Source organism: Wenyingzhuangia heitensis, from assembly GCF_011762155.1.
GTDB lineage: Bacteria > Bacteroidota > Bacteroidia > Flavobacteriales > Flavobacteriaceae > Wenyingzhuangia > Wenyingzhuangia heitensis.
Map to the genome: position 1 here is coordinate 89,246 of NZ_JAASQL010000002.1, position 13,663 is coordinate 102,908.

A 13,663-nucleotide genomic window follows, 5' to 3' on the forward strand; every position below is an offset into this window, starting at 1 on the left:
TGCGGATGGCAAAGATACATTTTATAAGGTCATAAAAAAACGCTCTTACCAAAGAAAAGTACTTTAGTGAAGAGCGTTTTATGTCCTGTTTAAAAAGGAATTAGTTTTTGATGTAATATCCTTGTTTGTCCTTAAAATTTCCTAAAATTATTCTGATAAAATCAACCAAAGCCCAAATACCTAATCCTCCAAAGGTGATTAATTGTAAAATTCCTGTACCTACTTTTCCTACATAAAAACGATGAATTCCTAAACCTCCTAAAAAGAAACATAGTAGAATAGTCGCTGTAAAATCTTTTTCACTTTTAATTATTTCCATTGTAATTTTTTTTCAAAAGTATAAAAATATTTTAAGAGAGGTGTTTTGATACAATTATCGTCCTTCAGGATGATGTCTTAATTTACCCAATCCTTGTTTAAAATAAACTTCTGGTTTGTGCCAAACACCTGTTTGTTTAAAACCTGGCTCATCATAATCTAAACTTAAATCACAATCAAATCTGGCAATAATAGAATATCTTTTTCCGTTAGTTCCAGCATTGATAAAGTGAGAAAATCCCCAAGTAATTCCTCTACCATCTTTGGTGTCTGTAAAAGCATCTGGAGTATAAGGACCTGCAGCAATAGGCACTAAAGAAATTTTAGAAGCCACTTTAAAGTTTACTCCATCTTCAGCATACTGTACCGTTTCTCTTTCGTTACCGTCTTTGTAATAAATAGCAGCAATTCCTTTTTTGTAAGGAAAGTATGTAGTTTCGTGACCAGAGGTAGAAACTGGGTTTAAAGGATGTTTTGTATAAGGTCCTAAAGGATCATCAGCCATAGCTAATCCATGTCCTACTGCATAGTTTTTTCTGTTGTCTGGCCACTTGTTGTAAGCCGATTTGTAATACACATAAATCTTTCCGTTGTGTACAATAGGAAAAGGGTCGTGTGTTGCTTTGTGATCCCATTCTCCTTCTTTTCCAAAAGGAATAACAGCATCACCACCATGTGTCCAAGGTCCACTTGGTGAATCTGCATATGAAATTGATACTGGACATAAATCACCTCTTAATCCACTAGGCTCATCAAAAGCTTGATAGTACAAGTAGTATTTTCCTTTCCAAATTAAAATTTCTGGAGTACAAACAGATCTCCATCCAGATTTTGGTTTTTCGGGTCTTTTAATAGCAAATCCTTGCTCTTTCCAATTAAATCCATCTTTACTAGTAGCGTACCAAACCTCTGCCAAATCCCAATCTGTAGATGGAATTTCATCTGTAGCTTTGGCAGCATTGTTCCAACCAATAGGACGGACTTTTGTATGACGTTTTGTGTACCAAACATAATAAGTGTCATTTACTTTTATAGGTCTAGTAGGGTCTCTTCTAGAAATGGTTCCATCACCACCGTTGTAATCAAAACCTTTTAATTTGGTGTATTTAAATTGTGAAAATAATTCGTTGTCTTGAGCTCTAGGAGCAGGATAATCAAACATGCGTTCTGCCGATGCACTTAAGGGCATATCTGGCTTTTCTGTAGGTAATTTATAAGGGAAAACCTTATGTTCTTGAGTGGTTGTATTTTGTTCTTTACTAGCTCCACAAGAAATTGTTAGTGCTATTAGTATTAAACCTAGACCTAATTTTTTTAATATAGATATTGATTTCATATGTTGAATTTTAACTTTTTGTTTTTGATGATTTGTACACTATAAAAGCTCCTCCAAATAAGACTAATGATCCTATTGCATTGATAATAATTGATTGAGTCTCGCTAAAAAAAGTAAGTCCTAAAATAATAAGTCCGGTACATAAAACTCCAATACCAATTACTTTTACACCTTTTAAATTTTGAGATTTAGAATCCTCTGTATCATTAGAAATAGGTTTAGCGGCCAATTTTTCTATATACTGATTATATTGGGTAGGCTCTAAGTTTTTAGCTTTTGCATAGATTTCATATATGGCCAATAATAAAATTGGACCACTTACTCCTAAAATCATTTCGTTAGCTCTACTTAAAGAAATATCAAACAATTCTGGAGATACAAATTTGAAAAATAAGTTGATGGCTAAAGAGGTTATCGTTACTACAATAACACTTTTACCTGTTTGTTGTTTAGAGAATAAGGACCATAACGGAGGTAAAAACATAGCACCACCTGTTAAGGCAGCTAAGGTTAATACTACGGATACAATTCCTCCCATCATAGGGACTAATAAGGCAATTATTATGGTGATGATTCCTAAAACAATAGTGGTTGTTTTTCCTATTTTCACCAATTTAGAATCACTAGTATTAGGGTTTAGATGTTTGTAAATATCGTTGGTAAATACTCCAGCTGATATGTTTAAAGTAGTGTTTACAGAACTAGAAGTGGCAAAAACCATTCCTCCTAACATTAATCCTAACATACCAATTGGTAGAACTTCTTTACAAATTAATAAATAAGCTCCTTCATCAGCCAAAGCTCCCAATTCAGGATTCAAGACTTTATAAATCATAGGAGGCAACATCCAAATAACAGGACTTAATGTATACAAACCAGCAAAGACCAATCCTACTTTTTTTGCCTCTTTTGGAGAAGATACAGAGGTATATCTTTGTATATATCCCCAGTGACCTGCTATAAAAAAGAGATTGTACAGTCCGAAAGCGACCATAAACTCCCAAGAATATTCAGCATTTACCAAATTAAAATAGTTGTCAGGTGCTTTGCTAATAAATCCATCAATACCACCTACTTTGTCTAAGGCTAAAGGAACTACAATTAATACAGCTGCAGTAAGTACAACAAATTGTAGAATATCGGTAACAATAACTGCCCACAAGCCTCCAACAGCGGTGTAAATTAGAATAATAACTCCTAAAAAGATAATACTGGTAGAAATAGGAATGTTGGTAGAAACCTCTACAATTTTAGCAACAGGATACAGATAAGTACCTGTGGTAAAAATTGAAATAACTAAAAATAAATAGGTGTAAACTTTTTGAGTTTTATAACCTAATCTACTTGTAATGTATTCTGCTGCGGTTAATGCTTTTGTTTTTTGCCATTTTGGAGCAATAAAAAATGCAATAATAATACCTGCAATACACATGGTCCATTGTATGGTTACGGCAACCCAACCACTACTGTATGCAATAGCTCCCCAAACCACAAAAGTACCTGCAGAAAAGAAACTCATAAACAAAGACAATCCACTCATCCACCAAGGTAAACCACCACCAGCAGCAAAGTAAGATTTCATGTTTTTTCCTGATTTGGAAAAGCTTAATCCACAGACAAAAACAAGTATGGAAAAAAGGATAATAACTCCAATATCTATAGTACTCATAGTATTTATTTAATAATTATTTACAAAAAATTTCAAAAATAGATGTAGGAACATTTTCTAAAGGCTTTTCTAGTTCTATAACAATTCCTGTTGTCTTAATTGGTGTTTCTAATTTGATGGTATTAATTGTTTGATGATTGTCTTTTTGAGTAAAAAGTACCTCACCATTATTATTTTTTATAACATAGTTACGTACACAAAAAGGAACAACAGCCTCAGGATGTCCATATAAGGTAGATTCCATTGGGTGGTCGTAATCTGTATCTAAAAATAGTTTAATTTCTGAAATTGTTTTTTCAGTATCCCATTCAATTTTTAATTCAGGTTTTTGATCTGATAAATTTGCTGTCCAAGCATTGGCTTGTCCCCAAGGTCTTACGTATCCATTCCCAATATTAGAAGTATCAAAAGAGCTAATAGCAGGAGAAATTTCCATAGCAATATTTCTTCCTTCTGGTCTACGGTGTGGAGTCCAAAATTCAAAAGTGTCTACTCCTAAGTTTTCTGGTGGAGTTTGTTTACCGTTGTTAGAAACTGCTTTGTTTACTCCGTTAAAAACCGAAATAATTCCGGTACTTCTAAATTCACTATTCTTAAGGCTAATACTTTCATTTGCTAAAAAAGTAACAAAAGCATATTGATCTTCGGAAACAGATTTTGAAAAAGAAATTTCAATATTTTGTTCTCCTTTTTTCAAGGATATTTTTTTACTTTCTAAAATAACATCAGGAGTATAGTTTTTAGTTTTTTTAGAACTACGCAACTCAACAGTTAATACGGTATCTTCTGTAACATTTGCCAATACTTTAAAGGTATAATTTACATTTGCTTTTAAAGGTAGTAGTTGAGCGGCAGCTAGTTTTAAACTCATCCATTCTCCGTTAAAAGGAATTTCTGACAAGGCTAATGTAGATGAAGCAGAAATAGAAGCAGTACTTACTAAGTTACTTTCTTTAATAATAGGAAAGTCAGGAATAGATTGTCCTGTAATGTTTAATTCATTCTGTAAATAAGAAAGATTCTTTTTTTCTAAAAGATCTTTAGGCAACGCTGTTTTTTCGTGACAAATAGCAGCGGCCATACCTACAGCTTGTGCAGTTAATCCGTTGGTAGCCATTACTCTTGTTGATCCAAAAGCCACGTGTGTAGCACTAATAATTCTACCTGCTAAAAATAAATTGTCTATATCTTTGCTAACCAAAGTTCTATACGGAATTTGGTATACTCCTTTAGAGTGCCATTGTGTACAGCCCGACAATTTACTATAAACTCCATCAGCTGGGTGTAAATCTATAGCCCAACCACCATGTGCAATTGCATCATCAAAGTTTTTTTGTTCTATAACATCTTGTTGTTTTATCATATACAAACCTTCAAAACGTCTACTTTCTCTTTTTCCAGGAATGGTTCCTACCCATTCTAAAGTGTGGTTTTCTACATCCTTAAACTCTCCAGAGTTTTTAATATAATCCCAAACACCATAAATTACTTTCCACAATTCTTGTTTAATTTCTTCGGTGTCGTGAATGGTATCTTTTCTACCTCCATATTCAAACCACCAAAAACGACATCCTTTGTCATCTTTACCAATGGCCTTGTATCTAGGGATTTCGGTAATATCTTTTAAGGCAAAAGAAGGAGCTGTGTAATCTACAGGAAAATCTTCTCTTTTGCTATAAAAATACATAGAGTGTCCTAGTAGTTCCCCATAAGAATCGTCAGGAGCAAATAATTCTCCAAATTCTTCTCTTTTTTCGGCACCCATTCTAAAAGCTGCCCCCGCTTTAAAGGCGACAATACCATCACCAGAAGCATCACAAAACAAAGGTGATTTAACGGTGTAACTAATAGAGTTTTGACTGTTAAAAGCTTTTACAGACTCAATATTAGTATCGTTTTTTTTAGAAATATCGTAAACTGCAGTGTTTAATAAAAGGGTAATATTTTTTTCTTCCAATACTTTTTCTAAAAGAATGGTATCAAAAACAACGGCATTTCCTTCTTTATTTCGGTACATGTTTTCTACCAAAATTTCATCCATTACACCACCTTCTCTAGACCAACGATTGTTGTTTCCCATGTGAGATGTAGCTCCTAAAATCCACAAGCGCACTTCTGATGATGCATTTCCTCCTAAAACAGGTCTGTCTTGAATTAAAACGGTTTTAGTTCCTTTTCTTGCTGCGGTAATAGCGGCACAAACTCCTGCAATTCCTCCACCAATAATGGTAAAATCAGAATTGATTGTAGTTTCTCTATTGGGTCTTGTTTGTGTTGTATAATTTTCAATTAACATATAGTTGCTTTTCTTGGCTATTTGGTTAGTTTTCTATTTGTGTACTTCTAAATTCCTACATTTTTTTAGATTGATGTGCTTGAAGTACTAAAAAAGAACATCGGAAACGTTTCCGATGTTCTTTTATTTACCGATAACGTTTCCGAAACTTGACTATTAATTTCCGAATGTTTAATATTGAAACATGAAGAGAACTACCATAAAAGATGTTGCTAAAAAATTAAACGTATCAGTATCTACGGTTTCTAGAGCTTTTAATAACAAATACGATATTAAAGAAGAAACCAAAGAGTTAATTATAAAAACGGCAAAAGAGTTGGGGTACAGACCCAATCCTATTGCTAGAAAATTGATACAACAACGTTCTTACAATATTGGAATTATTGTTCCGGAGTTTGTAAACAGTTATTTTCCTGATGTAATTATGGAAGCACAAAAAGTATTGATAGATAAAGGGTATCAAGTACTAATTATGCAGTCTAATGATTCATCGGAAACAGAATTAAAAAATTTAGAAACTCTATTAGACAATATGGTAGATGGTTTGATTGTTTCTTTAATTAGAGAAGATGACAATATTGAAAAGTACAAAGAGTTGTTAGATGATAAAATGCCCATCGTATTTTTTAATAGAGTAGCAGATAAATTAGATGCATGTAAAGTAGTTTTTGATGATTTTAAATGGGCATTTTTTGCCACCGAACATTTAATATTGCAAGGTTATGAAGATATTGTTTATTTAAGTGGTCCCAAACACATGAGACTGTCTTTAAATAGAATTATGGGTTTTGAAAAAGCACACAGAAAACACAGAAGAGACGTTGGGAAAATAATTCCTTGTGGTTTTTCTATGGAAGAAGGTGCAAAGGCTGCAAGACAAATGATTGAAAATAACCAAGTGCCTAGAGCTATTTTTGCAGCAAATGACCATTGTGCTATTGGTGCCATGCGAGTTTTTAAAGAGTATGGGTATAACATTCCTAAAGATGTTGCTATTGTAGGTTTTACAGAGTCTAGATTGGCAGAACACATTCATCCTACTTTAACAACCGTTGAGCAACCTACCAAAGATATAGGGATTACCGCTGCTAATTTATTGATAGAACAATTGGAGAATAAAGGAATGTTTGTGCCACAAACCATTGTGTTAAACGGACGTTTAAATGTTAGAGAATCATCGGTTACGCATTAGTTCTAATTTCTAATATTTTATTAAATCTTCTAGCGTAGTCGAGAAGTTTTTTTAGGGTTAGGAATGTTTAAAATTCTGATTATTTAAAATAATAAACAGCAAAAACACCCGCAATAGCATATAACAAATGACCTTCCCAAGAAGTGTTTTTTTTGGATGATGGAAAAATTCCCCAAAGCAATCCACCATACAGAATAAGAACAATTACAGAAACCAACAAAGGTTGTAAGGTATTGCTTAAAAATCCGTTTACAATTATAAATGTGGCCAATCCGTAAATAAGTCCACTAGCACCCATATGATTGGCATTTCTACCTAAGAGCCAAACTAAGAATCCACCTAAAAAAAGTACAATAGCAATTACTTTTATTGCTATTGTAGGATAAGAATAATGTAAGGTAAACAACAAAACGAGTATTGGAACCGTGTTAGACACCAAGTGTTTCCAACTGCTGTGTAGTAACGGAGCGGTTACAATTCCTATCAATCCTTTTTGTTTTCTGGGGATAATTCCATATTTGCGTATAGGTATAATAAGTCCAATAAAATAGACCAAGTAAATACCCACAATAAAATAAAGAATGTAATTGTTAGGAATCATTTACGGTATTTTCTAAAAGCCTGAATGGTTTCATACAAACCATAACCAATAAAAACTTTCCCAAAAATGAATGGAATCCACTCTACAAAACGACTTAAAAACTCTCTTTTTTCTGACAATGGATCATAAAAGTTAGTGACCAACATAAATTTAAAATAACCAGAGGTAAAATGATTAAATCCATTGATGATATCAAATTCATTTTGCCAATTTTTAACAAAGTATAAAATACTATAAAAACCAAAAGCGAAAAGTAAAGTCATTTTTAATGCTTTGCCCCAGCTAGTTCCATGGTTAGAGAAAAGGCTATTTAATTTTAGAATTAGTAAATCACCATTCCACCATTTTTTAGTTGATTGTAATTCTTTTTTATAGAGCTCTAATTCATAACTTCTAAATTTATCGTAGTCAATTCTATTCTCCGTTTTTTGTAATTGTTGTTTTATCGTTCTGACGGTTTTAATATCATTAGCGTTATAATTAGAAATGTTAGTTTGTAGGTTGTCTAAAAATGGAGGTAATGAGAAAAAAGTATCTTTTAATTCAATTTTATCAACATGATTATCTTGCATTGATGTATTTCCGTAAAAAAAACAATCATCGAAAGTCATTTTTTTAAACTTATTATTATTTATATTAATTGTTTTGTTTATTGTTAAATTATGAGCGTAGAAAGAATTAGTTTTTACAACGTTTTTAATTATTCCTCTACCATTTAAAGTTATATCAAATAAGGAAATAGACTCAAAACTACAATTATCTATTTGTAACTGTCTTTCTATTATATTATTGGGTTTAGTGAATCTAATAGAGTTTTTAGAGTCAATATTTTTTATTAATAAAGAATGTAAATTTACTTTTTCAAAATGATAGTTTGGAGCTTCAATTTTGTTGTTTGGATTATGCTGAATAGTTAAATAATCTACATTAGAGTCTTCAATGGTAATAGTTTTGTAATTATTGTTTTTAACAGAACAGTCACTAATATTAACTTGATTTAAGTTAGAGAGTTCTAAAAAAAAAGAAGTATCAAATTTACAGCTGTTAAATGATATGCTTTTGTTTTTAGAAGTGTTGTTTAATATGTTGAAAGAAAGGTTTTTAATTGTGAAATCACAATGGTCAAAGCTAAAGCCAAAGTAATTTTTAAAATCAGATATTATACAGTCTATTTGAATTTTTTTGTCTTGAATATGTAGCAGTACATTCTCATTTCCATTTTCTAAGCTTGCTAAAATTGTTGATAATAGTTCTTCTTTCTTCAAGGTGTAATTTTCTTACTAAATTAAAGAATTTATTTTTTAGCTTATTTGAAGATCTATAAGTGTTTTGGAAATAAATATATAATCAATATCAATTTTTATTGTTGTGGTATCTAAAATAATCGTCATAAATTTACGCTTAAAATTTTTACAAAAATGAAGCATCCTATTCAGCAAAAAATAGAAAATTTAAGAGATACGTTGCACAAACACAATTACGAATATTATGTGTTAGACAATGCAACTATTTCTGATTATGATTTTGATATGTTGCTGAAAGAACTTCAGGCTTTAGAAGAAGCACATCCTGAGTTTGCAGACGAAAATTCTCCCACTCAAAAAGTAGGAGGAGCTGTTACCAAAAATTTTGAAACGGTAGTTCACAAAAACAGAATGTATTCTTTAGATAACTCCTACAGCAAAGAAGATTTGTTAGATTGGGAAAAACGTATTTCTAAAATTATAGAAGGAGAAATTACCTATACCTGCGAACTTAAATACGATGGAGCTTCTATCAACCTAACTTATGAAAACGGTGTGTTGGTAAAAGCGGTAACACGTGGAGATGGTGTGCAGGGAGATGATGTTACAGCCAACGTAAAAACCATTAAATCTTTGCCGTTAAAATTACAGGGAGATTTTGTGGATAATTTTGAGATTAGAGGAGAAATTATTTTGCCTTTGGACGGATTCAATCAAATGAATTTGGCGAGAGAAGAGGCAGGAGAAGAAATTTATAAAAACCCAAGAAATACCGCTAGTGGTAGTTTAAAACTACAAAATAGTGCTGAGGTTGCTAAAAGACCGTTGGACTGTTTGCTGTATCAAGTGTTGACTTATAATAACGAATTTACCAGTCATGCTCAAGCTTTAGAAAAAGCAAGAACGGTTGGTTTTAAAGTACCAGAAACTATAAAAGTAGTAAGTTCTATAGATGAAGTTGTTGCTTTTGTTGAATATTGGGACAAAGCTCGTTTTGATTTGCCTTATGAAACGGATGGAATTGTAATTAAAGTAAACAATATTCGTCAGCAAGAAGAGTTGGGGTATACCGCAAAATCTCCACGCTGGGCAATTGCTTATAAGTTTAAAGCTGAGCAAGTTTCTACTCAATTGCTTCAAATTACGTATCAAGTAGGTAGAACAGGAGCTATAACTCCCGTAGCCAATTTAGAGCCAGTGCAATTGGCAGGAACTACGGTAAAAAGAGCCTCGTTACACAATGCAGATCAAATTGCGTTGCACGACATTAGAATAGGTGATGAGGTGTATGTAGAAAAAGGAGGAGAAATTATTCCTAAAATTGTGGGAGTAGATTTAACACAAAGACCTGCAGATTCTTTGCCAACATTATACGCTACTCATTGTCCAGAATGTAATACTCCGTTGGTTAGAAAAGAAGGAGATGCCAAACATTATTGTCCTAATGAGTATGGTTGTAAACCACAAGTTTCGGGTAGAATTCAGCATTTTATTAGCCGTAAAGCCATGGATGTTGATGGATTGGGAGGAGAAACGGTTGATTTGCTTTGCGATGTTGGATTGATAGAAAATTATGCCGATCTGTATGCTTTAACGTATGATACTATTTTAAATGTAGAAAAAGCATACGATAGTGAAGTGTCTGGATTGGTTTATCAAAACAAACTTCAAATAACTATAGAAAATGCAATTTTCGGATTGGGTTATGCAAATGTTTCTAAAAGGCTGGCTAGTTTGTTGGCCTCAAAAATAGAAGCTATTCAAGATTTATTACATACAGAATATACACTAGAACCCAAAGATGCAGAGGTGTTAGGTAAGTTTAAAAGAATTTTTAAACATAGATATGAGATTGTTTTAAAACAAAATTTAAGTGAATTTGTAGCCCTAAAAGGATATGTTTCTTTGTCAGACTTTTTAATCTTAAAATTTAATGGAAAAGAAAAAGGAGCCAATTTGTTTGATACTTCTTTTGATGAATTGTTAAATGCATCAAAACAAATAAAATATGTAGATGAGTTAAAATCTATAGCTGTTTTTGAAGATAAATACGAGAAATTTAACGAAACAATTAGTAAAATAGCTAACAGAAGAGTTGTTGGAATTAGAGAAACAGGAGCTAAGAATATAATTGCAGGAATTAAAGCTTCTAAACAAATCCCTTTTGAAAAAGTATTGTATGCTTTAGGAATTCGTTTTGTGGGAGAAACCGTTGCAAAAAAACTAGCCAATGCTTTTAAAAATTTAGATGCTTTATTTGCAGCCGATTTTGACACTTTAATAGCGGTAGATGAAATTGGTGATAGAATTGCAGAAAGTATTATCGCGTTTAAAAACGAGCCTTTAAATCAGGTGTTAATTGCTAGATTAAAAGAATATGGATTGCAGTTTTCTTTATCAGAAGAAGTGCTGCAAAACCAAACAGATACTTTGTCAGGAAAAACCTTTGTAGTTTCTGGAGTATTTCACAAAGTGTCTAGAAATGAATTGAAGAAATTAATAGAAGACAATAGCGGAAAAGTAAGTAGTTCTATATCTAAAAAAACGGATTATATAATTGCAGGAGACAATATGGGACCTGCCAAATTGCAAAAAGCAACAGACTTAGGAATAACTATAATTTCTGAAGATGATTTTTTAGAGATGGTATAGACAAAAGCGGTATTAAGTTAGGTGATTATTTGTATACCAAAAGTGGTTTAAAAGTGGAGAATGGGTAATTGATGAGTATTTTTTACACACTTATAAAAATATTGATTTTTGTAAGTGGTTGATTTATAGGTGGAGTTGTTGTTGGAATAACAGTTGCTTGTTATATACTGAAAACAATTATACAAGAATTAAGTTCCACTATAAAAACCAAAATTATGTCATCCAAAAATACTTTCTTTTCCGATCAGGAAACCGACAATGTAAAAGAATCAAAAACCTCTAAGAACGTACTATCTAGCCGAATCATTTTATCAGCAACAATGTTGTTGTTAGTTGGTGGTGCAGCCTTAGTTTACTATTTGCAACCCGAGTTTTATACTTTTAATGAAGATAGAATTAATTCGCCAATAGGATTCACTTTTCTTGTGATGACAGTTGCGTTGCTGGTATTTAAAGCATTATTTTTAATATACAACGTGTTTTTGTATATCCAATACAAATCAATAGAGTCTGTATCTAATGAGTTATTACCAACTTGTACTGTTATTGTGCCTGCTTACAATGAGGGAAATTTGGTTTATCAAACATTGCTGAGTGTTGCTAATAGTGATTTTCCTAAAGATAAATTACAAATATTGGCAATTGATGATGGAAGTAAAGACGATACTTGGCACTGGATGAATGAAGCCAAAAAAGAATTAGGGGATCGATTACTTATTTTTAAGCAACCTAAAAACATGGGGAAAAGACATGCATTATACCATGGGTTTAATTTAGGTAAAGGAGAAATTTTTGTAACAATTGATAGTGATTCAATTATTAAAACAGACACATTAAGAAACTTGGTGAGTCCGTTTGTAGTAGATGAAAAATGTGGAGCAGTAGCTGGTAATGTTCGTGTGTTGAACCATAAAAATGCAATTCTACCTAAAATGCTTAACGTGAATTTTGTGATGAGTTTTGAATTTGTACGTTCGGCAGAAAGCCAGTTAGGATCTGTATTGTGTACCCCAGGAGCTTTGGCAGCATATAGAAGTTCAGCTGTTTTTAAATGCCTTCCAGAGTGGATTAGTCAAACTTTTATGGGAGTTGCTTCAGATATTGGTGAAGATCAAGCGATGACCAACATGATTTTAAAGCAAGGTGAAAAAGTACTTTTTCAACGTAATGCAATTGTGTTAACAGATGTTCCAGAAAAATATGAGGGATTGTACAAAATGTTTATTCGATGGGGTAGAAGTAATGTTCGTGAAAATTTGGCTATGAGTAAATATGTTTTTACCAATTTTAGAAAAGAATCTAAAGCTGGAGCACGATTGTTATTTATAAATCAATTTTTAACCATTATAATGACGTATCCTTTTTTACTGTTTATGTTGTTTTTTATCGTAGTACATCCTTTATTGTTTTTAAGTTCAACATTGTTAGGAATATTAGTTGTTTCAAGTTTTTCAGTGCTTTTTTATGCTAAAAAATACAATGCATCAGAATCTTTATGGGCATATGCCTATAGTGTTTTATATACCTTTGGACTGTTTTGGATTTCACCTTATGCTATAGCTACCGTTGGACGTAGTGGTTGGTTAACTCGTGGATTGTCACAAAAGTAAAAATCGATACTCTTTATATATTTCCCTGCCAAAAGCTACTTTTTTAAGTGATTTTTGGCTTTTACTTTAAAAAACGTTGAATGTCTTTATTGGCTCCATAAATAACCAAAACATCATCTTTGTACAAAATATCATGAGGATCTGCCAGGCCTTTTACTTTGGTTTCATTTCTTGTTTTTCCAATGGCGGTATTTACCTGACGGTTAGAAATAGTTGTTAAAACAAGTAAATTGTACTTCTCTTTAATTTGCATGTCTAAAATACTTTTCCCATTGTATTTTTCGGGCATGTTAACTTGTACAATACTGTATTCATTACTTAGCTCAAAAGAATTTACAATACCTTTTAAACATAATTTTTTAGCCCAACGTTCTGCAGATTCTTCTTCAGGTAGCACAATTTCATCTACCCCAATAGCTTGTAACACTCTTTTGTGAATGTGGTTGGTTGCTTTGCTAATTAATCGTTTTACTTTTAAACTTTTAAACAAAGCAGTTGCCATTACATTGGCTCCTTGATTTTCTCCAATTGCAATTACCACAATATCTGTGTCTTTTAAAGGCAATCCGGTTACGGTAAATTCATCTGTAGCATCCATACAAATGGTGTGACTGATTTTTTCTTTAAAAGCATCTACTTTAGACATATCGGTATCAATACCAATGACTTCATTTCCTTGTTCTGTTAGTTTTTCTGCTAAGGATGATCCAAAGTTTCCAAGACCAATAATAATGTATTTCATAAG

10 protein-coding genes are annotated in these 13,663 nt (G+C 32.2%); 3 read left to right on the forward strand and 7 right to left on the reverse strand.

Annotated features, from left to right (window positions below; all coding sequences use genetic code 11):
- Window positions 1-100: 100 nt before the first annotated feature.
- Genes FHR24_RS09035 through FHR24_RS09050 form a run of 4 tightly spaced genes read right to left on the reverse strand, consistent with a single transcriptional unit; the run spans window position 101 to window position 5,619 of the window.
- A complete protein-coding gene (locus tag FHR24_RS09035; RefSeq protein ID WP_167187260.1) occupies window positions 101-319 on the reverse strand; it encodes a TM2 domain-containing protein in 219 nt (72 codons plus the stop codon).
- 54 nt (window positions 320-373) lie between these two features.
- Window positions 374-1,654: a glycoside hydrolase family 117 protein gene (locus tag FHR24_RS09040; protein WP_167187264.1), complete on the reverse strand. Its 1,281-nt coding sequence runs from the start codon at window positions 1,652-1,654 to the stop codon at window positions 374-376.
- A 10-nt stretch (window positions 1,655-1,664) separates the two neighbouring features.
- A complete protein-coding gene (locus tag FHR24_RS09045) occupies window positions 1,665-3,323 on the reverse strand; it encodes a sodium:solute symporter family protein (protein WP_167187267.1) in 1,659 nt (552 codons plus the stop codon).
- A 16-nt stretch (window positions 3,324-3,339) separates the two neighbouring features.
- Window positions 3,340-5,619, reverse strand: a complete 2,280-nt coding sequence (locus FHR24_RS09050; RefSeq protein WP_167187270.1) for an FAD-dependent oxidoreductase — start codon at window positions 5,617-5,619, stop codon at window positions 3,340-3,342.
- A gap of 184 nt (window positions 5,620-5,803) precedes the next feature.
- Here FHR24_RS09050 and FHR24_RS09055 point away from each other — a divergent pair, with 184 nt between their 5' ends.
- Complete coding sequence (locus FHR24_RS09055; protein WP_167187273.1) at window positions 5,804-6,811, forward strand: LacI family DNA-binding transcriptional regulator; 1,008 nt, start codon at window positions 5,804-5,806, stop codon at window positions 6,809-6,811.
- A 79-nt stretch (window positions 6,812-6,890) separates the two neighbouring features.
- Here FHR24_RS09055 and FHR24_RS09060 read toward each other — a convergent pair whose 3' ends face one another.
- Both FHR24_RS09060 and FHR24_RS09065 read right to left on the reverse strand, forming a co-directional pair.
- On the reverse strand, window positions 6,891-7,412 hold the full coding sequence (locus tag FHR24_RS09060) for a rhomboid family intramembrane serine protease (protein ID WP_167187276.1): 522 nt from the start codon (window positions 7,410-7,412) through the stop codon (window positions 6,891-6,893).
- A complete protein-coding gene (locus FHR24_RS09065; protein ID WP_167187279.1) occupies window positions 7,409-8,677 on the reverse strand; it encodes a hypothetical protein in 1,269 nt (422 codons plus the stop codon). Before FHR24_RS09065 ends, FHR24_RS09060 begins: the two co-directional genes overlap by 4 nt.
- A gap of 153 nt (window positions 8,678-8,830) precedes the next feature.
- Between FHR24_RS09065 and ligA the strand changes: the two genes are divergently transcribed.
- Complete coding sequence (gene ligA, locus FHR24_RS09070) at window positions 8,831-11,308, forward strand: NAD-dependent DNA ligase LigA (RefSeq protein ID WP_167187282.1); 2,478 nt, start codon at window positions 8,831-8,833, stop codon at window positions 11,306-11,308.
- A gap of 215 nt (window positions 11,309-11,523) precedes the next feature.
- Complete coding sequence (locus FHR24_RS09075; RefSeq protein WP_167187285.1) at window positions 11,524-12,918, forward strand: glycosyltransferase; 1,395 nt, start codon at window positions 11,524-11,526, stop codon at window positions 12,916-12,918.
- 61 nt (window positions 12,919-12,979) lie between these two features.
- Here the strand turns inward: FHR24_RS09075 and FHR24_RS09080 are convergent, their stop codons facing one another.
- Window positions 12,980-13,660, reverse strand: a complete 681-nt coding sequence (locus FHR24_RS09080; RefSeq protein WP_167187288.1) for a potassium channel family protein — start codon at window positions 13,658-13,660, stop codon at window positions 12,980-12,982.
- Window positions 13,661-13,663: the final 3 nt, after the last annotated feature.

Bases quoted from the DNA above. Each gene is read 5' to 3' on its own strand.
- FHR24_RS09045 (WP_167187267.1), bottom strand. From the start codon at position 3,323: ATGAGTACTATAGATATTGGAGTTATTATCCTTTTTTCCATACTTGTT.
- FHR24_RS09075 (WP_167187285.1), top strand. From the start codon at position 11,524: ATGTCATCCAAAAATACTTTCTTTTCCGATCAGGAAACCGACAATGTA.
- FHR24_RS09040 (WP_167187264.1), bottom strand. From the start codon at position 1,654: ATGAAATCAATATCTATATTAAAAAAATTAGGTCTAGGTTTAATACTA.
- FHR24_RS09055 (WP_167187273.1), top strand. From the start codon at position 5,804: ATGAAGAGAACTACCATAAAAGATGTTGCTAAAAAATTAAACGTATCA.
- ligA (WP_167187282.1), top strand. From the start codon at position 8,831: ATGAAGCATCCTATTCAGCAAAAAATAGAAAATTTAAGAGATACGTTG.
- FHR24_RS09035 (WP_167187260.1), bottom strand. From the start codon at position 319: ATGGAAATAATTAAAAGTGAAAAAGATTTTACAGCGACTATTCTACTA.
- FHR24_RS09080 (WP_167187288.1), bottom strand. From the start codon at position 13,660: ATGAAATACATTATTATTGGTCTTGGAAACTTTGGATCATCCTTAGCA.
- FHR24_RS09050 (WP_167187270.1), bottom strand. From the start codon at position 5,619: ATGTTAATTGAAAATTATACAACACAAACAAGACCCAATAGAGAAACT.
- FHR24_RS09060 (WP_167187276.1), bottom strand. From the start codon at position 7,412: ATGATTCCTAACAATTACATTCTTTATTTTATTGTGGGTATTTACTTG.